The 21,506-nt window shown below is 40.3% G+C and carries 19 protein-coding genes, 1 rRNA gene and 1 other annotated feature; of the genes, 18 read left to right on the top strand and 2 right to left on the bottom strand.

The genetic code is table 11. The features are described from left to right. Window positions 1–216: 216 nt before the first annotated feature. The 3 genes from rrf to ACZ5AE_RS00520 all read left to right on the top strand — a co-directional run bounded on the left by rrf (window position 217) and on the right by ACZ5AE_RS00520 (window position 2,767). Window positions 217–333 (top strand): 5S ribosomal RNA (gene rrf / locus ACZ5AE_RS00510). Between the two features lie 273 nt (window positions 334–606). After that, window positions 607–840 carry a hypothetical protein gene (locus ACZ5AE_RS00515; RefSeq protein ID WP_464568511.1) on the top strand — a complete coding sequence of 78 codons (234 nt, stop codon included), beginning with the start codon at window positions 607–609 and terminating at the stop codon, window positions 838–840. After that, the gene (locus ACZ5AE_RS00520) at window positions 833–2,767 is read left to right on the top strand and encodes an insertion element protein (RefSeq protein WP_464568513.1); all 1,935 of its coding nucleotides are present in this window, start codon (window positions 833–835) and stop codon (window positions 2,765–2,767) included. Before ACZ5AE_RS00515 ends, ACZ5AE_RS00520 begins: the two co-directional genes overlap by 8 nt. 304 nt (window positions 2,768–3,071) lie before the next feature. Here the strand turns inward: ACZ5AE_RS00520 and ACZ5AE_RS00525 are convergent, their stop codons facing one another. Together ACZ5AE_RS00525 and ACZ5AE_RS00530 are read right to left on the bottom strand one after the other, a co-directional pair. After that, on the bottom strand, window positions 3,072–3,977 hold the full coding sequence (locus ACZ5AE_RS00525) for an ABC transporter permease subunit (protein WP_464568515.1): 906 nt from the start codon (window positions 3,975–3,977) through the stop codon (window positions 3,072–3,074). Continuing rightward, a complete protein-coding gene (locus ACZ5AE_RS00530) occupies window positions 3,970–4,875 on the bottom strand; it encodes an ABC transporter permease subunit (RefSeq protein WP_464568517.1) in 906 nt (301 codons plus the stop codon). The genes ACZ5AE_RS00525 and ACZ5AE_RS00530 overlap by 8 nt, the downstream gene beginning before the upstream one ends. Before the next feature lie 594 nt (window positions 4,876–5,469). Here ACZ5AE_RS00530 and ACZ5AE_RS00535 point away from each other — a divergent pair. The 15 genes from ACZ5AE_RS00535 to rlmB all read left to right on the top strand — a co-directional run bounded on the left by ACZ5AE_RS00535 (window position 5,470) and on the right by rlmB (window position 21,504). Then, complete coding sequence (locus tag ACZ5AE_RS00535) at window positions 5,470–5,787, top strand: hypothetical protein (RefSeq protein ID WP_464568519.1); 318 nt, start codon at window positions 5,470–5,472, stop codon at window positions 5,785–5,787. A gap of 812 nt (window positions 5,788–6,599) precedes the next feature. Further along, a complete protein-coding gene (locus ACZ5AE_RS00540; protein ID WP_213121113.1) occupies window positions 6,600–7,061 on the top strand; it encodes a CtsR family transcriptional regulator in 462 nt (153 codons plus the stop codon). 20 nt (window positions 7,062–7,081) lie between these two features. Continuing rightward, window positions 7,082–7,630, top strand: coding sequence for a UvrB/UvrC motif-containing protein (locus ACZ5AE_RS00545; protein WP_464568521.1), 549 nt, complete (start codon window positions 7,082–7,084; stop codon window positions 7,628–7,630). 2 nt (window positions 7,631–7,632) lie between these two features. Further along, window positions 7,633–8,715 carry a protein arginine kinase gene (locus ACZ5AE_RS00550; protein WP_464568523.1) on the top strand — a complete coding sequence of 361 codons (1,083 nt, stop codon included), beginning with the start codon at window positions 7,633–7,635 and terminating at the stop codon, window positions 8,713–8,715. A 4-nt stretch (window positions 8,716–8,719) separates the two neighbouring features. Beyond that, entirely contained in the window at window positions 8,720–11,161 is a 2,442-nt protein-coding gene (clpC, locus tag ACZ5AE_RS00555; RefSeq protein WP_464568525.1) for an ATP-dependent protease ATP-binding subunit ClpC, read from the top strand. Between the two features lie 109 nt (window positions 11,162–11,270). Continuing rightward, window positions 11,271–12,653, top strand: coding sequence for a DNA repair protein RadA (gene radA, locus ACZ5AE_RS00560; protein WP_464568527.1), 1,383 nt, complete (start codon window positions 11,271–11,273; stop codon window positions 12,651–12,653). A 3-nt stretch (window positions 12,654–12,656) separates the two neighbouring features. Next, a complete protein-coding gene (disA, locus tag ACZ5AE_RS00565; protein ID WP_464568529.1) occupies window positions 12,657–13,730 on the top strand; it encodes a DNA integrity scanning diadenylate cyclase DisA in 1,074 nt (357 codons plus the stop codon). 195 nt (window positions 13,731–13,925) lie between these two features. Next, window positions 13,926–15,014: a PIN/TRAM domain-containing protein gene (locus tag ACZ5AE_RS00570; protein WP_464568531.1), complete on the top strand. Its 1,089-nt coding sequence runs from the start codon at window positions 13,926–13,928 to the stop codon at window positions 15,012–15,014. A 17-nt stretch (window positions 15,015–15,031) separates the two neighbouring features. Beyond that, complete coding sequence (ispD, locus tag ACZ5AE_RS00575) at window positions 15,032–15,730, top strand: 2-C-methyl-D-erythritol 4-phosphate cytidylyltransferase (RefSeq protein ID WP_464568533.1); 699 nt, start codon at window positions 15,032–15,034, stop codon at window positions 15,728–15,730. A 46-nt stretch (window positions 15,731–15,776) separates the two neighbouring features. Continuing rightward, complete coding sequence (gene ispF / locus ACZ5AE_RS00580; RefSeq protein ID WP_464568535.1) at window positions 15,777–16,259, top strand: 2-C-methyl-D-erythritol 2,4-cyclodiphosphate synthase; 483 nt, start codon at window positions 15,777–15,779, stop codon at window positions 16,257–16,259. 196 nt (window positions 16,260–16,455) lie between these two features. Further along, a complete protein-coding gene (gene gltX, locus ACZ5AE_RS00585; RefSeq protein ID WP_464573498.1) occupies window positions 16,456–17,916 on the top strand; it encodes a glutamate--tRNA ligase in 1,461 nt (486 codons plus the stop codon). Between the two features lie 43 nt (window positions 17,917–17,959). Continuing rightward, window positions 17,960–18,219 (top strand) — a binding site (T-box leader). A gap of 61 nt (window positions 18,220–18,280) precedes the next feature. Beyond that, entirely contained in the window at window positions 18,281–18,949 is a 669-nt protein-coding gene (cysE, locus tag ACZ5AE_RS00590) for a serine O-acetyltransferase (protein ID WP_464568537.1), read from the top strand. Then, a complete protein-coding gene (gene cysS / locus ACZ5AE_RS00595) occupies window positions 18,930–20,327 on the top strand; it encodes a cysteine--tRNA ligase (protein ID WP_464568539.1) in 1,398 nt (465 codons plus the stop codon). Before cysE ends, cysS begins: the two co-directional genes overlap by 20 nt. Before the next feature lie 5 nt (window positions 20,328–20,332). Continuing rightward, window positions 20,333–20,758 (top strand): Mini-ribonuclease 3, encoded by a 426-nt coding sequence (locus tag ACZ5AE_RS00600; protein ID WP_464568541.1) that lies wholly within the window; start codon window positions 20,333–20,335, stop codon window positions 20,756–20,758. Beyond that, complete coding sequence (rlmB, locus tag ACZ5AE_RS00605; RefSeq protein WP_464568543.1) at window positions 20,755–21,504, top strand: 23S rRNA (guanosine(2251)-2'-O)-methyltransferase RlmB; 750 nt, start codon at window positions 20,755–20,757, stop codon at window positions 21,502–21,504. The genes ACZ5AE_RS00600 and rlmB overlap by 4 nt, the downstream gene beginning before the upstream one ends. Window positions 21,505–21,506: the final 2 nt, after the last annotated feature.

Genomic DNA, 21,506 nt, shown 5'->3' on the forward strand with positions numbered 1-21,506 from the left:
GTTAGCAACGTATGGCCTGGAGGGCTTTGACTGAGATAAAGGAAACACGATGAGCGCAAGCGAATCGATGTTGACTTATCGTAGGGAAAAGACCGAAGGACACTAGTTGCTGGACGCTGGAGCTAGACAATGAACAATGTAATTTGGCGAACTCGTTCTTATTTACTTCTTCTGCATTATCTAGTTTTGAGGGAATGAAACCTCTAACTCAATAGGTCCGGTAGCAATGGCGAGAAGGTCACACCCGTTCCCATCCCGAACACGGAAGTTAAGCTTCTCAGCGCCGATGGTAGTTGGGGCGAAAGCCCCTGTGAGAGTAGGACGCTGCCGGGCATATAAAAAAGACAACCTTTTACAGTAACGGGTTCTGATACCTGTCACAAAACATTAAATTTTAAATGAAATAGACCATCAAATTGTAATTAAATTTGATGGTCTATTTTTGTTGATATATAGGTATTATGGTAATATTATTGTCTGTATTTGTAGTGCTATTTGTATGTAAAAAAACAGACTTACAGAGTTTTCTGTAAGTCCACAAATTGCATTACAATTTCATACACAAATTGGCGAACATAAATTTACCGATAAATAGGAGATAAGGAAATGAAAATCAAAATTAAACCAAAGTATATCAATACCGAGGATGTAGCATTCAAAATGTCATTTAAATCACGAAAAATTCTAGAACATTATTCGGACTATACTGGTTTAACCCAATCACAACTATTGGAAGAATTGTTACCGTATTTATTAGAAGATGAAGATTTCATTACATATGTGGAAGGTAAACGTAGTAATATACGTATGAAGCGTGAGTTAGGTTTAATCGATGGTTAAAATTAAACGGTTGGCCGACATTAATGATCCTGTATGCCGTATTGATTCAGGTATATCATTTGAAGAATTGCAACAACGAGAAATTGATTACAATAAACTTTCAGATAAAAAAATGAAGACAAAATATATTAGTGAGATATATAAGCCTGTCCATCTTTATTGGAACGATAAAGATTTTGAAATCCAACTTAATTACTGTTCTGATCCGTTTTGCAAGAACCATAAACAACCACAGGTAAAATATAACATTGGTAAAAGCAGCAGGTATAAATTGACTGGTAAAAAAAATCGTTTACTAAATTGTGTTCCGGATCCTACTGAACCAAACGGAGCACCAACTTTGGGATGTCTAACAAAAGCTATTTCAAATTGGTCATTAGCTACTGAAATAGAACGTTTGATTCGTATTAATTCGGTTATTCGGTTAGAGCCTGAATATAGTTTCCATAAAGAAGATTGTGTAAATCCAGAATCCTATTTTACCAATCCAAAAACTTTTTATAAACGAGGAATAGCGTCCTCTAAAGCCCAAAAAGTTCAATGTAAGAAGTGTAAAAAATACACAAATATCTTGCCTGATAAATCAAGAACCACTTCCTATAACCAAAAAAGAAATGATATTCTTTTGCAATTCGCTAAACATTTAATAAATCGTGTGCCAGTATCTAGAACCTGCGAAATTTTAGGTATAGGGAGAGGTACTTATTATGATAAATTGGAATGGTTATATCGATGTTGTCTAGAATTTTTAGAAACTCGAGAAACAAAGCAATTTGCTAAAAAGAATTTTCCAAGAATATGGCTGAATACGGATATGATGGCGTATTATTTGAACAACGTCCGTAAAAAGGGACAAAAAAAATTACCTGGAGAGGTAAGCGAAAAACAAATTCAAACACAAACTGTTATAACCAGCGAGTTAGATTCTCGTTATGTTTTTCGAGCAGATGTTGCTTATGATTGGGATGTTGATTTTGAACAAATTAAATTTCATACTGAATTCTACAAAGATGATCATCTGCCGATAGAGCTTCGCAAAAATGCCAAATATACTAGATACTCCTACTTTCCAATGGAGCCGACAACAACGGATACACAAAATATGCAAGACTATTATCGGGAATTAAATGAATTCAGCCAAAGAAAAAAATATGTTGATGGCTTACACATTAACCATACCTATACAACTATGGCTCAGATGTTTTTAATTAAACAACTGGTGAAATCGGATAAATGGCGTATCGTCAGCGATGATGATATGGTTTTGAAAGCAGCTATTAAGAAGGCATTTTCAGAAGAAATCGGTCAAGATAAATTACATTACTTTGTTAATGGTTTTGATAAGACACTTTCCAGAGAAGAAGCTTATAAGGAATTTATTGAATCAAAAAAATATTTAAAGGAATGGGCAGAAGACAATGGGCTAGAAGAACTTTCGGTGTATGACTTAGCTGTTGAATATATGAATAGAAAGCTCGCAACTCACAAATTTTACGAAACAAAAATTGCACCGGATGGAACTCCTTATAATATCCATAAATCCCACAAAATCGAGCATCCTATAGGAATGGCTGACCGTGGTAGCCGTTATATAGACATTATTACAGACACATCAAAGCTTGACGATGAACATTTAGCAAGACTAATCGTTAGGGCTAATGATAACTCTGTAAATGCCTTCTTACAGGAAATCAGACGAAGTTTATCTGTGTTGGAAAGACCTTTAGTAACATCCAGGGGAGACGGAAAATCATATATATACTCGAATTTTAATCCTAAGTATGCTCAAATGGCTATTGCTATACTTAGGACATACTACAACTTCTGTAAACCATTTAAGACGGGTGATACAAAAAAGACACCGGCCCAGCGAATAGGTATTGCTGACAAGGTGTATTCCTGGGAGGATATTATTTATAAACGATAGTCGCCTGATGAAAGGGACGATTTTTTTCTAAACAAAAACCCGTGTGTTTCACCAATGTAATAATTCTGTTTTGAGGTGTTTTTTCAAAAAATGCAATTTAAATGATGATTAATTGGAAAAAGAAAATGGCAGAATAAACGAAGAAAACTCGTCTACCTTTGACGAGTTTTTTATTTCGCTGTATAAAAAAGTGTAATTATTTATGAACAATTTGTAAACATAACGGTAAATTGAAAAAGTGTCATTTATGGATATATAAAAGATAAAATGTTGCTAAAGATTATACACCCAATATTCCCCACTTCTATTGTATTTTTTCTAATTGTTTGATAGTAATGTTTAACAATAGTATTAGGCATATCGTTGCAAATGCAGGATATAATAATAGCCACGGAAAATGAATCATATCAAATATACTTTGACCAATCATACCTCCCCATTCACTAGATTGTGATAGGAACTTGTCATCATCTTCACCAACAATGCCACCCTTTGCTTTTCCGCCAATGAATATTTGGAATACACCGAGATGTATTAGTAAGATAATAGTAGAAATTGTTTGCTGTACAAAAACAATATAAAATCGTTTTTTGAAAACAGGAAAAATGTGCCTTATTGCAATATGAACTTTATTTGCCCCTAATAACCTTGATGCTATCACATAGTCCTTGGTTAATAGTTGTTCAAATTCTTTCATAAAAAGAGATAATAGCGGCGGAAATCCAATCAAAGCAATAATAAGAATTTGGTAAAATATCAGAAAATATTCTCCGTGAGTGTTAATAATTAATTCCTCTTCGCCACTTGCTAAAAGGAAAAACAAAATAAAAGCTGGAACATAAAGAAAGGGTGTTAGAAAAGATTCGATATAAGATTTTATTGGCTTTAAAAGAAACAAAACAGATAAACTACAAACAATTGAGATCATCATTCTAAAAAAAGTGACAATTACTGATATGAAAAATGTGTATTTAAAACCTATTATCAATTTAGTCAATAGATCATTTCCATTTTTATCTGTTCCTAATGGATGTTCAATAGATGATGGGAATGGTGGTCTTAAAACCTTCCCCTCTGAAGTATAGATTAGTCTTTCAGGTTCAATTGATTTTTTAATCCCAAATTCAAATATAAAACTCGCAGATAATAAAAGAAACAAGAAAACACAAATGACAAATAAAATAATTTTAGATAGTTTAGTCTTAGTCATTTAATACTCTCCTTTCATAAATTCTGAAAGAAGTAGCTTTAATTAAGCCAAATGGTATTAATATCATTATAATTACTACTGAAGATAAACTGCTGTCACTGACTCGATATAAAAGTATTGTAAAACCTTTCATTTGAAATAGATATTCAATAATAAATAAAGATGATAGCATATACCAGTATATCAAACCGATATGACTAAATAATGATTTTATAACGTTTCGGATTATATGTTTTAAAAACACTGCTGAACGTGATAAACCTTTAGCAATAGCAAATTCGACATATTGTTGTTCCATTTCTTCTTCAAAAATTTTAATCATTATTTTGGTGACCATTATTATGGGAACAAAACTTAAGCATATTATTGGAAGAAGATAAACATTATCTCTAATTCCATACAACTGGAGTAATTTAAATCCAGTTACTTGGTAAATACGGATAACCAATAATTGGCATACTAGAATGATAATTATATCTGGTATGGAATCCGCTACTAATAATAAACATTTGCATATTTTTTTAAAGTGTCTAGCACAGAAAAGAAATACATACGAAAAACAGAAAGACACAAGGACCGTTATAATCAAGGCAAAAAATAAAATACTCATAGTGTAAATATATTTATCTATAATATAAGGAAACACATCATAATATTTACCCAAGTAAAAAAATTTGGAATCATATATCGAAAACAAGTTCGAAAATGTCACAATAACTGTTTTTAAAAAATTCATTGGATAAAATCCAAAACCTTGAGAAACATAACCTCCATTATCCCTCAAATAGACTAATGAGCGAAGGGAAGTAATGCTGCATATACTTATTAATAGCAATACCAATTTTAATAATTGCCTTAGTATATTAGCGGATAACCGTTTTAACAATCCATTCTTCATTTAAACCCTACTTTCCACAAATTAACTCCAAATTTTACAATATCTATTTAAATAAATTATACCAGTTATTTCAAAATAATTGTTAAATAGTTCCTAATATTAATAACAAGTTACGGATCCTATCGCAAAATTTAAATATACAGAATAAAAATATAATAAAATACGCATAGGTAATATCATATTAAATAGCCGTACTTTTTGAAAGCTGTTTTGTATATTACTTTTAATGAAGGAAACAGAAGATTTGTATTGGAATAACAAGATAGTTAACTGTCGCATCAGGTACGTGGCTTGCCGATTACTAAACTGATAATGAAGTGAACTACCAAACCAGCAATTGTGGGATAGGAAAATGAAGACACTTTGCAGAGAGGGCTGTGCAGTGTCTTTTCCTATACAGTTTTCATATAATAATGTTTCCATTGCGGTCCTGTACCACTACACCTGCTATTTTTATATCAGAAATGCCTCTATGAAGGTTAGTTTATGAATTAAATTAATTCTAGGTAACTCCTATAATTGGACTTTCTTTCCAATATAATACCAATATGTGTTATTTTATAAATATAGCGATAAAGGGGGAAATAAAAAATAATGAAACCATTAATCACCATTGTAATTACCCTATTAGTTTTATTAGGATTGAGTTTTGGTATAACTTATCTTACCCATACAAAATTCATTGATTATTCATTTGTTATTGGAATGGCAGCCACAGTTATTATTTGGTCTTCTACATCCAAGGGTGGTTTCACATCTCGACATATGGATATGACCATTCAAGGAACCACAGGTATTAGAATGGAAAATCAAAAATTTGAGTTTTCACCTAATATTGCCTTTTTCACATCCTTGGCATACACCATCATTACATTCGCATCAATGCTATTTCATTACAGAAGTTATTTATAAAAGTATTCCTTAGAACAGTAGATAAATAAAAAAATTCAAAAGAGCTTGGAAAACCAAGTTCTTTTTGTTGAATTGATTGTTATTTAAAATGCTAAAGGAGTGCTATAGTTGAAGAAGTTAATCAAAATAAATTTAAGGAAGAGCTCAGTTTACAGAACTGTGCTTTTTTACTGTAATATACAAAAAGCACCGCAAAATGCGGTGCAATTAGTTGTACATATTCACATACATTTTTTTGAGCAAATTATAGTTATGTGACAGGTATCAGAACCCGTTACTTTTACAGGTTGTCTTTTTTTTGCGTGAAGTGAACAGTGATGGGAGATAATTCGTAATTACTGAAAGCACTTCTTAAAAAGGTATTTTAGGGACACTTACACCTTTGGGAAAAACGGTTTTGTGGCTAAGGAAGCTATCTAAAGAACATTTTAACTTTTGGATTAATCAGTTTGTCCTCGAGAAGGCTCCTAAAGGACATTTTGATCCTCAGCCCAGCAAGTTTTGTCCTTAAGAATGTGATCAATCAATGGACTATTCCATCCCCAGCAGCCTAAATTCGTTATGTTTAGAGGACGGAAACAATCTTTTGCTTTTGAGGCACAACTGTCCCCAAGCATCCCTCAAACCGTCCCCATGCCTCACCCATGACACCTTAATCTCAAATTTAGTAGTTTTTTCCCATTCATCATAGGTTTCACAACCGCGAGATTTGGAGAAAATCATATAGTAGTGAATCGTTGCATCTGGAAATAAAATTGAGTATAATTAATGTCAAATATAGTCAAAGTCAGATGGTGCAAGGGGGTGGGAAGATGAGAAACATCTCCGATATTATTGAGAAATATCTGAAGCAGGTTTTGGATATGAGTGAAGAAGATATTGTGGAAATCAAACGAAGCGAGGTTGCTGATAAATTTCAATGTGTTCCTTCACAAATCAACTATGTCATTAACACCCGGTTTACGATTGAACGGGGGTATCTCGTAGAAAGCAAACGGGGCGGGGGCGGTTATATCCGGATTATTAAGGTGCAATCTCATGATTCGGCCCAATTGATTGACCATTTGCTGTCACTTATTCATAGCCGTTGCAGTCAGGCAAGTGCTGAGGATGTGATTGGCCGGCTTATTCAGGAAGAGATTATTACAAAGAGAGAGGCAAAAATCATGTTAAGCGTGATTGATCGTTCTGTTTTGTATATTGATCTTCCATACCGGGATGAATTAAGAGCAAGAATGTTAAAGGCAATGTTAACATCTTTGAAATATAAATAATATAGCCAGAGGGTGAAAGTATGATTTGCCAAGAATGTAATCAAAGGCCTGCGGCACTCCATTTTACAAAAATAATTAATGGTGAAAAGACGGAAGTGCACCTTTGTGAAAAGTGTGCTCAGGAAAAGGGCGATATGTTTATTTTTAATGGTGAATCAGGGTTTTCTTTTAATAATTTATTAGCAGGTTTATTGAATTTCGACCCGACATTTCAACAGCCAACAGAGAGCCCGTTTAAACAGGCGGAAATCCTGCAATGCCACCATTGTTCCATGACATTTCCACAGTTTTTGAAAGTAGGACGCTTCGGCTGTTCCTTCTGCTACGAGACCTTTAAAGAACAATTAATCCCCGTTCTAGGGCGGCTTCATGGTGGAAATTGGACCCATAACGGGAAAATTCCAAAAAGAATTGGCGGGGGGATTTATCTCCGCAAGCAAATTGATGAACTGAAAAACTCGTTAAAAGAATCTATTATCCAAGAAGAATTTGAAAGAGCTGCAACCATCCGCGATGAGATCCGTCAGCTGGAGAAAAAGTTAGCAGCTGGTCATGAGGGAGGGGAATAACGGTGTCGCTCGAACGTTTTTTAAATCAAGCGGTCAGCTCCTGGATGAGTGAGGAAGGGCCTGAATCCGATATTGTCCTCAGCTCGAGAATTCGCTTGGCACGAAACCTGGAAGCATATAAATTCCCAACCCTTTTTTCACATGAGGAAGCCAAACAAGTTATTAATGAGTTGGAGGGCATTTTGGAAACTTCCAGCCTTCGAAACTTTGGGCATTTGGAATTGCTGAAAATAGATGAGATGCAGCCGCTGCAAAAGAGGGTCTTGGTAGAAAAACACTTAATCAGCCCACAATTGGCAGAGGAGTCACCATATGGTGCAGTTTTATTATCCGAAAATGAAGAAGTTAGTATAATGATTAATGAAGAGGATCATATTCGGATTCAATGCCTATTTCCTGGGCTGCAGCTAAAAGAAGCATTAGATGCTGCCAACGTAATTGACGATTGGCTTGAAGTTCATCTCCAATATGCTTTTGATGAAAAATACGGCTATTTAACAAGCTGTCCAACAAATGTCGGCACTGGCCTTCGGGCATCGGTTATGATGCATTTGCCGGGTTTAATTTTAACACAACAGATTAACCGGATTATTCCAGCTATCAATCAATTAGGATTTGTGGTTAGGGGAATTTACGGTGAAGGAAGTGAAGCGCTCGGCAATATTTTCCAAATTTCCAACCAAATTACACTTGGAAAATCTGAAGAAGACATGTGCCGTGATTTAATGGGGGTTGTCAGCCAGTTAATTTCACAGGAAAGGTCGGCACGTGAAGCATTACGCAAAACTTCGAACATACAATTAGAAGACAGAGTGTTCAGGTCCCTAGGGGTCCTAACAAACAGCCGGATTATTGAAACGAAGGAAGCTGCAAAATGTTTATCGGATGTTCGTCTTGGAATAGATATGGGATATATAAATTATGTATCAAAGAACATCTTAAATGAATTGATGATTTTAACGCAGCCTGGTTTTCTTCAGCAATATGCTGGAGGACCATTAAGACCGCATGAAAGAGACATAAGGCGGGCGGCATTAATTCGGGAACGTTTTATAATGGAATCTAAAAATATTGGTGAGGAGTGATAGTATGATGTTTGGCCGTTTTACTGAAAGAGCACAAAAGGTTCTAGCTTTAGCACAGGAAGAAGCGATCCGTCTTGGGCATAACAACATTGGAACTGAGCATATTTTATTGGGATTGATCCGCGAAGGTGAAGGGATTGCTGCTAAAGCTCTGTATGGTCTTGGATTAGGCTCAGATAAGATTCAAAAAGAAGTTGAAAATTTAATTGGAAAAGGGCAGGAAGCCTCACAGATTATTCACTACACTCCAAGAGCCAAAAAAGTAATTGAACTTTCAATGGATGAAGCGCGTAAACTAGGACATTCTTATGTCGGGACAGAGCATATTCTGCTTGGACTGATTCGTGAGGGAGAAGGGGTGGCAGCCCGCGTCCTTAATAACCTTGGGGTAAGCTTGAATAAAGCGCGCCAGCAGGTGCTGCAATTATTAGGCAGCAATGAGAGCGGCGGACAGCATGGCGGTGCATCGGTCAGTGCTAATACGCCGACACTTGACAGCCTAGCAAGAGATCTAACGGCAATCGCCAGGGAAGGCAGCCTTGACCCAGTGATTGGCCGCAGCAAGGAAATTCAGCGCGTGATCGAAGTGCTAAGCCGTCGGACGAAAAACAACCCGGTATTGATTGGTGAGCCAGGGGTTGGTAAAACAGCCATTGCGGAAGGCCTTGCCCAGCAAATTGTCAATAATGAAGTTCCGGAGATTCTTCGCGATAAACGTGTTATGACGCTCGATATGGGTACAGTTGTAGCAGGAACAAAATACCGTGGTGAATTTGAGGACCGTCTGAAAAAAGTAATGGATGAAATTCGCCAAGCCGGAAATATTATCTTGTTCATTGATGAATTGCACACTTTAATCGGTGCTGGTGGTGCAGAAGGTGCCATTGACGCTTCCAATATTTTAAAACCATCGCTTGCCCGTGGCGAGCTGCAATGTATCGGGGCAACAACCCTAGATGAATACCGAAAATACATTGAAAAAGATGCTGCCTTAGAGCGCCGCTTCCAGCCTATTCGGGTGGATGAACCGACTGCGGAAGAATCTGTTCAAATTTTAGAAGGGCTGCGTGACCGCTATGAGGCTCATCATCGTGTTTCCATTACCGATGAGGCGATTGAAGCAGCGGTAAAGCTCTCCGACCGTTATATCTCCGACCGTTTCTTGCCGGATAAAGCGATTGATTTAATCGATGAAGCAGGATCAAAAGTGCGACTTCGCTCTTATACAACACCGCCAAACCTAAAAGAGCTTGAGGTCAAGCTGGAAGAGGTGCGGAAAGAAAAGGACGCCGCGGTTCAAAGCCAAGAATTCGAAAAAGCAGCATCACTTAGAGATTCCGAGCAGCGTCTGCGTGAACAACTAGAGGAAACGAAGAAGAGCTGGAAGGAAAAGCAGGGTAAAGAAAACAACCAAGTGACGGTTGAGGATATTGCCGCCGTTGTATCAAGCTGGACTGGTATTCCGGTCTCCAAACTCGCAGAGACAGAAACTGCAAGATTGCTTAATTTAGAAGAAATCTTGCATTCCCGCGTGATTGGCCAAGAAGAAGCAGTTTTGGCAGTGTCCAAAGCGGTCCGCCGTGCGAGAGCAGGATTAAAAGATCCAAAGCGGCCAATTGGCTCCTTTATCTTCCTTGGCCCAACTGGGGTGGGGAAAACAGAATTAGCCCGTGCCCTAGCTGAAGCGATGTTTGGCGATGAGGATGCGATGATCCGTATCGATATGTCAGAATATATGGAGAAGCACTCGACATCCCGCCTTGTTGGTTCTCCTCCAGGATATGTAGGATATGAGGAGGGCGGACAATTAACCGAGAAAGTCCGCAGAAAGCCATATTCAGTTATTCTTTTAGATGAGATTGAAAAGGCGCATCCAGATGTGTTTAATATCCTGTTACAGGTATTGGAAGATGGCCGCTTAACTGATTCGAAGGGAAGAACAGTTGATTTCCGCAATACGGTTTTAATTATGACTTCAAACGTTGGTGCAGAAGCCCTGAAGCGGAATAAGTATGTAGGCTTTAATATTCAGGATTCTGCTCAGGACTACAAAGACATGAAGGGCAAAGTCATGGAAGAATTGAAGAAAGCATTCCGTCCTGAATTCCTGAACCGGATTGATGAGATTATCGTCTTCCATGCGCTTGAGAAAAAGCATCTGGAGGAAATTGTCACCCTATTATCTGATCAGTTAATTAAGCGATTGAAGGAACAAAATATTGATATTGAATTAACACCTGCGGCAAAAGGAAAGATTTCCGAAGAAGGCTATGACCCTGAATATGGGGCAAGGCCGCTTAAACGGGCTATTCAAAAACATATTGAAGACCGCCTGTCGGAAGAGTTGCTAAAAGGAAATTTATTGACCGGCCGGCTTGCCATCATTGACGTCGAGAATGGTGAATTTGTAGTCAGAACAGCTGAGCAAACGAGCTTGGCAAAATAATCATGTAGGATGAAACCAACTAAGGGAGGTACACGTAAATAATGTAAAATCGTGTACCTCTTTTTCCATGTAAGAGAACGTTTTTTTTGCACAGAGAGGAAGAGCAAGAATGGTAAAGCGAAAAACAAAATTCATGTGCCAGGACTGCGGATATGAGTCACCTAAATGGATGGGAAAATGCCCAGGGTGCGGCGGCTGGAATCGAATGGTTGAAGAAGTAGAGGTTACTGGGACGCAAAGAAGGGGAGCGTTTGCTCATTCTCAGGGCGGTTCAGGCATTCTTTCTAAACCCGTTCCGATTACTTCGATTGAAATGGTCAGCGAGCCGAGAATCCATACAGATTTAAAGGAATTGAACCGTGTTCTTGGCGGCGGAGTCGTTAAGGGATCATTGGTGTTAATTGGCGGCGACCCAGGCATCGGAAAATCAACACTCCTTCTGCAAGTATCTTCACAGCTAGCAAAAAAAGACCATCAAGTCTTATACATATCCGGTGAGGAATCCTTACGGCAAACCAAGCTTCGGGCGGAACGGTTAAACATCGCTTCGCCAAATTTAATGGTATATGCGGAGACAAACCTAGAGGAAATTAACAGGACCATTGAAAGCACAAATCCAAGCTTTGTCATTATCGATTCCATCCAGACAGTTTACCACCCGGAGGTTACTTCGGCGCCCGGTAGTGTTTCTCAGGTTCGCGAATGTACAGCCGAATTAATGAGAATTGGCAAAACGAAGGGGATTGCTATCTTTATTGTCGGGCATGTTACAAAAGAAGGGTCGATTGCCGGTCCTAGGCTGCTCGAGCATATGGTGGATACAGTTCTTTATTTTGAGGGTGAAAGACACCATACCTATCGAATTTTACGTGCTGTAAAAAACCGTTTTGGATCAACAAATGAAATGGGAATTTTTGAAATGAAGGAATTTGGCCTTGAAGAGGTCGAAAATCCATCGGAAATATTTTTGGAGGAGCGCTCTAGAGGTGCGGCAGGATCAACTGTTGTCGCTTCGATGGAAGGAACCCGCCCTGTTCTTGTGGAAATCCAAGCGCTTATTTCGCCCACCAGCTTTGGGAACCCGAGAAGGATGGCAACAGGGATTGACCACAACCGGGTACCGCTCTTAATGGCCGTTTTAGAGAAGCGGATAGGGATGCTCCTCGCCAATCAAGATGCCTATTTAAAGGTAGCCGGAGGAGTAAAATTGGATGAACCGGCAATAGATTTGGCAATTGCCGTAAGCATTGCTTCAAGTTTTAGGGACAAACCAACAAGGCCGACTGATTGTATTATTGGGGAGGTCGGCTTAACGGGAGAAGTCAGACGGGTTTCAAGAATCGAGCAGCGTGTTCAGGAGGCCGCCAAAATGGGATTTGAGCGAGTTATCTTGCCGGCTAACAATCTTAGTGGCTGGAATGGGCCAAAAGGTGTGGAACTCATCGGCGTTTCGTCAGTCAGCGAGGCGCTGAAGGCGGCTTTGGGAGGGTAGCGGATGGACAATAAAAAATCAGGGGAACTATCCATTCATGATGTAGTAAAGTTAATTGCGCCAGGTACTCCTATTCGAGAAGGACTTGATAATGTTTTAAGGGCCAATACTGGCGGCTTGATTGTAATTGGCTATAACGAAAAGGTAAAAGCGATTGTTGACGGGGGATTCGAAATTAATTGTTCCTTTTCACCAAGCTTTATATATGAATTGGCGAAAATGGACGGGGCAATAATCTTAAATGAAACCGGAAATAAAATATTGATTGCCAACGCCCAGCTTGCCCCAGATACTGATATCGCCACTACGGAAACGGGGATGCGGCACAGAACTGCCGAACGGGTCGCCAAGCAGACAAAAGCACTTGTGATTGCAATTTCCCAAAGAAGAAATGTCATTACCTTGTATCAAGGGAACTTCCGTTATGCACTCAAGGACATAGCCGTCATTTTAACAAAGGCGAATCAGGCCATTCAAACACTGGAAAAATATAAATCCGTCCTGGAGCAGAGCATTACCAATTTAAGTATTTTGGAATTTGAGGATTCTGTTACGTATAATGATTTTTTGCTTGTCCTCCACCGCTTCGAAATGGTCTTAAAGATTAAAAATGAACTGCTGGGGTTCTTGTATGAACTGGGGACTGAAGGCCGGCTGATTCGGCTGCAGTTGAATGAAATACTGACAGAACTGGAAGAAGAAATGATGCTGATCATGAAGGACTATGCGTTTGATAGGGAGGTAAAACCGAACGAAGTCCTGCAGCGGATGCAGACTATGACGGCGAGCGGGACCATTGACGACATGGTCTTGTTAAGGCTATTGGGGTACCTCGGCTATGTGCACCTCGATGAATACCGAAATCCATGCGGATATCGGATTCTTAATAAAATCCCCAGGCTTCCGGCTGTCATCATCGAAAATCTCATCAATAACTTTGGGAATCTGTCAAATATTCTTAATGCAACAGTTGAAGACCTTGATGAAGTGGAGGGCATAGGGGAAATACGTGCCAATAAGATCAAAGAGGGCTTCAAATTAATAAAGGAGCGTTTATATACAGACCGCCATCTATAATACTATTGAAAAAATCTAAACGGCTATGCTAAAATGGGTATTTTTCCATTTATTTGACACTCCCATTTTTCGATGCTACCCTAGATTTTAACGTAACAAATTTGTTTCAAAATCAATACAATTTGAAAAAATAATCTTACTTGCAACGTTTCAATTTTTCTATTGTGTTTATAATGAAAAAGAGGAGGTGAAGGAATGTTAAAACGAATTGTACAGGCGTGCTTCCTCATTACAGGGGGAACGCTCGGAATTCTGTTTTTGCCGCAATTACTTGTTCTACTTCATCTAAATGATAGCCAGTTTATCAATAATTCCTATGTCACTGCTATTTTAGGTGCTATTATTTTTTATCTTATAACCTTTTGGGCAGTAGATTACGTTATTAATTTTATTAAATGGGCGGAAGATTCATTAGTAAAGATTCCTGTTACAGATGTTTTATTTGGAAGTATTGGCTTAATATTTGGCTTGTTGGTTGCATTCTTGATCGGCTTTGCTCTAAACGCCGTACAAGTACCAATCTTAAATGAAGTGGCCCCGATTCTATTGACCTTGTTATTTGGTTATTTAGGATTCCAGGTTGGATTTAAAAAACGCGATGAACTTCTTGGTTTGTTTGGCCGAGGCGGCGGCAAGAAAAAGGCAGCTGAAGAGGAACCAGATAAGGCAGAATTAAAATCCCTAAAAATATTGGATACAAGCGTCATTATTGACGGACGTGTAGCTGACATTTGCCAAACGGGCTTCTTGGATGGGACGATTGTTATTCCTCAATTTGTGCTTGAGGAATTGCAGCATATTGCGGACTCTTCTGACGTGTTGAAACGCAATCGCGGCAGACGAGGATTGGATATCTTAAATAGAATTCAAAAGGAGCTGGCTGTAAAGGTAGAGATTTACGAGGGAGATTTTGAAGAAATTCAGGAAGTCGACTCGAAGCTCGTTAAGCTGGCGAAATTAACGAACGGAATTCTTGTAACGAATGATTTTAACTTAAATAAGGTTTGTGAATTGCAAAACGTCTCCGTTTTGAATATCAATGACTTGGCAAATGCTGTGAAGCCTGTCGTTCTCCCAGGAGAAGAATTAACTGTACAAGTAATCAAGGACGGTAAGGAATATCATCAAGGTGTTGCCTATTTGGATGACGGGACGATGATTGTCGTGGAAGAGGGAAGAGAATATATTGGCAAACGGATCGATGTACTCGTAACAAGTGTTTTGCAGACATCTGCCGGCAGAATGATTTTTGCCAAACCGAAATTATTGGAAAAAGCTTTGTAAAAAGGATTGTGTTATTTATGACTTACCAGGTCATTATCCCTGCCGCCGGTTCCGGAAAACGAATGGGGGCGGGGAAAAACAAGCTTTTGCTTGAACTTGAAGGTATGCCCATCCTCATTCATACACTTAAAGTTTTCGCGTATGATGAGGATTGTGAGGCCATTATTTTAGCGGTCAATCCGCAGGATGAAAAAGAATTCAGGGATTTAATCAATAAGCATCATATCAAAAAGTCCGTCAGTATGGTTCCGGGCGGTTCTGAACGCCAGCACAGCATTTATAATGCGTTAAGAACCATCAAGACCGATGGGATAATTCTAGTTCATGATGCTGCCAGACCGTTCATCAAAAAAGAGCATATCCTCCGTTTAACGGGAGTAGCAGAGGAGACCAGTGCTGCCATTATTGGCGTACCCGCAAAAGATACGATGAAAAAGGTCATGGGTGGTACTGTAACCGAGACTGTGGAACGTTCGAGCTTGTGGGCAGTGCATACCCCGCAGGCTTTTCGCATTTCCCTCCTCCGTGAGGCATATGAAAAAGCAGAAAGAGACAGCTTTCTTGGCACTGATGATGCCAGTTTGGTAGAAAGATTGGGACATCCAGTGGCGATGGTGGAGGGCGATTATGATAATATCAAAATTACAACACCAGAGGATTTATTTTTTGCAGAAGCAATTTTAAAAAAGAGAAATATAAAAGCGGAAGCGCCTTGACCCCGAGTCCCTAGGCGCTGGAGCTGGATAAAAAGGAGTTTGAATTATGTTTCGAATTGGCCAGGGCTTTGATGTTCATCAATTAACCGAGGGACGCCCTCTGATTATTGGCGGTATCACTATTCCGTATGAAAAAGGGCTGCTGGGGCATTCCGATGCAGATGTATTATTACATACCGTTTCCGATGCCTGTTTGGGGGCTATCGGCGAGGGAGATATAGGCAGGCATTTTCCTGATACCGACCCCAATTTTAAGGATGCAGACTCTGCCAAGCTGATGGAGCATGTTTGGGGAATTGTGAAGGAGAAGGGCTATGAACTTGTTAATGCAGATTGCACCATCATCGCCCAAAAGCCGAAAATGGCTCCTTATATTGGTAAGATGCAGTCGCGGATTGCAGAGCTTCTCGAGGCATCTCCGGAGCAGGTCAATGTGAAAGCGACCACAACTGAAAAGCTTGGATTTCCCGGCAGAGGTGAAGGGATTGCAGCCCAGGCTGTTGTTTTGTTAAAAAAGGTTGGGGTTTAGACTTTATTGAGGTTCTGCCAAGTGATAAAATATATCGGTATGAGAACTAAATGGGAAAGCTGTCTAGCTGCAGCGCCTAGGGGCTCTCTGGTCTAAGCCAATCCGTCAAGAAGGTTAAAGAGCAACCTTCTCGCCGGCTCGTCTTATGCTTGTGCCCCTGGGCAAGGCGCTTCCGCTTTTCTGAGGAGGCATTATGATGTCAAATGAGATTAGAGTAAGGTACGCTCCAAGTCCAACCGGACATTTACATATCGGAAATGCCCGTACGGCACTGTTTAATTATTTGTTTGCCCGCAATAAAGGCGGAAAGTTTATTATCCGGATTGAGGATACTGATAGGAAACGTAATATTGAAGGCGGCGAGCAAAGCCAATTAAAATATTTAAAATGGCTTGGAATGGACTGGGATGAAAGTGTCGATGTCGGCGGTGAATATGGTCCATACCGCCAATCGGAAAGAAACGATATTTATGAATCCTACTATAAGCAGCTTTTAGAGAATGGAAAGGCTTATAAATGCTACTGTACAGAGGAAGAATTGGAGAAAGAACGGGAAGAGCAAATTGCCCGTGGTGAAACCGCCCATTACTCCGGCAAGTGCCGGCACTTAACTTCGGAAGACCGCGCCCGTTTAGAGGCAGAAGGCCGTAAACCAAGCATCCGTATCGTTGTTCCGGAAGGGAAGACGTATACCTTTGATGACATGGTTAAAGGAACCGTCTCTTTTGATTCCGATACAATCGGCGGCGACTGGGTAATGGTCAAGAAGGATGGCACGCCGACCTATAACTTTGCAGTTGTTATTGACGATTATCTGATGAAAATCTCTCATGTTCTTCGCGGAGACGACCATATCTCCAATACCCCTAAACAGCTAGTAGTGTATGAAGCATTAGGGTGGGAGGCACCGGTTTTTGGACATATGACGCTTATTGTGAATGAAAGCCGTAAGAAATTGAGTAAGAGAGACGAGTCCATCATTCAATTTATCGAGCAATATGAGGAATTAGGTTATCTTCCAGAAGCATTATTTAACTTTATTGCTTTGCTCGGATGGTCGCCTGCAGGGGAAGAGGAGATTTTCGCGAAAGAAGAATTTATTCAAATCTTTGATGCAGAGCGACTGTCCAAATCACCGGCGTTATTTGATAAACAAAAGCTTGCTTGGATGAACAATCAATATATGAAAAAAGTAGAGCTAGAGCGGGTAGTGGAACTTTCCCTGCCGCATTTAATCAAGGCCGGCCGTGTCAGCGAGAACCTGTCAGAGGAAGAACAACAATGGGTCCGCACTTTGGTTTCTCTCCTACAGGAGAAAATGAGCTTTGGTGCGGAAATCGTCGAGCTTTCGGATATGTTCTTTAAGGACGAGGCAGACTATGAAGAAGAAGCGAAGGAAGTACTTGCCGGTATTCAAGTTCCTGAAGTGTTAAAAGCTTTTTCACAGGAGCTTGATCAGCTTGCAAGCTTCCAGGCAGAGGGCATTCAGGCCGCGATGAAAGCTGTCCAAAAATCAACAGGGCAAAAGGGGAAAAATCTGTTTATGCCGATTCGGGCCGCTGTGACGGGGCAAACCCATGGACCAGATCTGCCAAAATCGATTGAACTTTTAGGCCGCGAGAAAGTTCAAAATAGAATTAAGCAAATTATTAGTTAACATTCAAGAAAAAATGTAATATAGTATAAGTATTATAAAACGAGCTAAAGCTTTGATGAGGAAAAGTAGAAAAATGATGCTTGAAAGAGAGAACCATCACCGGCTGAAAGTGGTTTAAGCCGCTCATTTTTTGAAAATGCACCTCTGAGTCCCACTTCGAAACGATTGCCTCTGGAGTAGATTTGGGCGGAACCTTTCCGTTAACAGGTAGAGTGAGGTCATATAAATGCGCACACAAATAGTGTGTCAGCATTCATTGTGACCTAATCAGAGTGGAACCACGTTAAATCAAGCGTCTCTGTCTTTACGACAGAGGCGTTTTTTATTTAATAAAAAGGGGTATACAACAAAGGGGGGAGTATCAATGTTCAAAACATTGAAGGAGGATATTGATGTAATATTTGATCAGGATCCGGCAGCAAGAAGTTATTTGGAAGTAATTCTAACTTATTCTGGTCTGCATGCCATTTGGGCCCACCGCTTGGCGCATGGGTTCTATAAGAGAAAATTGTTTTTCCTTGCTCGAGTTATTTCACAAGTAAGCCGCTTCTTCACAGGAATTGAAATTCATCCGGGGGCAAAAATAGGCAGGAGATTTTTTATCGACCACGGAATGGGCGTTGTTGTGGGGGAAACCTGTGAAATTGGCGATAATGTTACCATTTATCAAGGGGTCACACTGGGTGGTACAGGGAAAGAAAAAGGAAAGCGTCATCCGACTATTAAGGATAATGTTCTCATCTCCACTGGTGCCAAGGTTTTAGGCTCGATAACCATCGGCGAAAATTCCAAAATCGGCGGCGGATCGGTAGTTTTAAAGGAAGTTCCGCCAAACTCCACGGTCGTGGGAATTCCGGGAAGAGTCGTCATGAAGGACGGCATTCGTGTCGGGAAAGATTTAAACCATTCCGACTTGCCAGACCCGGTTGCGGATCGCTTTAAAGATTTGCAAATGGAACTGGATCAATTGAAAAAGGAACTGGCAGAATTAAAAGAGGAAAGGACAAAAGTCAATGGCCATTCAACTGTATAATACACTTACCCGCAAGAAAGAGAAATTTGTACCGCTTGAAGAAGGCAAAGTCAAAATGTATGTTTGCGGGCCAACTGTCTATAATTATATCCATATCGGAAATGCACGCCCGGCAATTGTATTTGATACAGTCCGCCGTTATTTAGAATACCGCGGTTACGACGTCAAATATGTATCCAACTTTACGGATGTCGACGATAAATTGATCCGCGCTGCCAATCAGCTCGGAGAAGATGTTCCGACGATTGCGAATCGGTTTATCGAGGCCTATTTTGAAGATGTTTTGGCACTAGGCTGCAAAAAGGCAGATGTCCACCCGCGTGTCATGGAAAACATGGACATCATTATCGACTTTATCAGCAAATTAATTGAGAAGGGCTACGCCTATGAGTCTGAGGGGGATGTGTATTACCGGACGCGTCATTTTGGGGATTACGGCAAGCTTTCCCACCAGCCAATTGATGAACTGCAGGCAGGCGCTAGAATTGAAGTAGGCGAGAAAAAAGAAGATAATTTGGACTTTGCTTTATGGAAAGCAGCCAAAGAAGGGGAAATTTTCTGGGAGAGCCCGTGGGGGCTGGGAAGACCGGGCTGGCATATCGAATGCTCTGCGATGGCGAAAAAATACCTTGGTGAAACCATTGATATCCACGCTGGCGGACAGGATTTAACCTTCCCGCACCATGAAAATGAAATTGCCCAATCCGAGGCGTTAAGCGGAAAAACCTTTTCCCGCTATTGGATGCATAATGGCTATATTAATATTGATAATGAAAAAATGTCAAAGTCACTTGGCAACTTTGTGCTGGTCCATGACATCATTAAGCAAATAAACCCGCAGGTGTTACGATTCTTTATGCTGTCGGTTCACTACCGCAATCCAATCAATTATAGTCAAGAGTTATTGGAGAGCACAACCGCAGCCCTTGATCGGTTAACCACCTCCTACCAAAATTTAAAACACCGCCGCGAAAATAGTGCGAACTTGACGGAAAATAATCAAGAGTGGCTTGATAAAATTAGTAGACATCGTGATGAATTTATTGAAGCAATGGACGATGATTTTAATACAGCCAAGGCTATTTCAGTTTTATTCGAGCTATCAAAGCTGGCAAATTATTATCTTATGGAAAAAAATACAGCGGTAGAAGTCATTGATGCGTTTACATCACAATTTGAAGAGTTGTTTGCTGTTCTTGGTCTAACTTTTGAAAAAGAAGAGTTACTAGATGCAGAAATTGATGCTCTAATTGAACAGCGGATTCAGGCCAGGAAGGACCGTAACTTCAACTTGGCTGATCAAATTCGCGACCAGTTAAAGGAAATGAATATCATTTTAGAAGATACCCCTCAAGGTACAAGGTGGAAAAGAGGATAATTTAAATGCTTGAATACGATAAAACAGTCGATGCCAGCCAATTGAATAGTCTCGCCCTTGCTTACATGGGTGACGCTGTCTATGAAACGTACGTAAGGCGTCACCTCTTGTTCAGCGGGCGGGTCAGGCCCCATCAACTGCACCGTGAAGGGACGAGGTATGTTTCGGCAAAAGCGCAATGCCAGATTCTTTTTCAAATGATGGATGAAGGACTTTTGCTAGAGGAGGAGATGGCGGTTGTTATGCGCGGCAGAAATGCAAAATCAGGAACTGTCCCGAAAAATACCGATGTTCAAACCTACCGATACAGCACTGCCTTTGAAGCGTTAATCGGCTATTTATATTTAATGGGAATGAAGGACCGCTTAGAAGAACTCGTCCGCCATTCGTTTTTCTATGTGGAAAATAAGAAGGGAGGAACTCCAACATGAATCAGGAACAGGAATACATCGTGGGTAAAAATCCGGTGATCGAGGCGCTGAAATCAAAACGGGATATCAACAAAATTTTAATTGCAGAAGGGTCACAGCGCGGGCAAATGCAGCAGATTACCCATTTGGCAAAAGAGGGAAATGTCCTCGTGCAATTTGTCCCAAAGAAAAAAATCGACCAGATTACTGACCAGAACCATCAAGGTGTCCTTGCCTATGTCGCAGCCTATCAGTATGCCGAATTGGATGATTTGTTTGTGGCAGCGGAAAAGAAAAACGAGCCTCCTTTCTTTTTACTGCTAGACGAGATTGAGGATCCTCATAACCTCGGCTCGATTATGAGAACAGCGGATGCAGTCGGGGCGCACGGCATCATTATTCCAAAGCGAAGGGCAGTTGGTTTAACGGCAACGGTCGCCAAAGCTTCGACAGGGGCAATTGAATATATACCGGTAGTCAGGGTAACAAACATGGCGCGTACTATAGATGATCTGAAGGAACGGGGAGTCTGGATTGCTGGGACAGATGCGTTGGGAGAACAGGATTACCGGCAAATGGACGGAACGCTTCCGCTTGGCCTTGTGATTGGCAGCGAAGGAAAGGGAATGGGTCGGTTAATCCGTGATAAGTGTGATTTTCTCATTCATCTGCCAATGGCGGGTCATGTTACATCCTTAAATGCTTCGGTTGCGGCGGCACTGCTGATGTATGAGGTTTACCGGAAACGGCACACCCTAGAGGGATAGTA

It is taken from the genome of Neobacillus sp. S1227, from assembly GCF_055385255.1.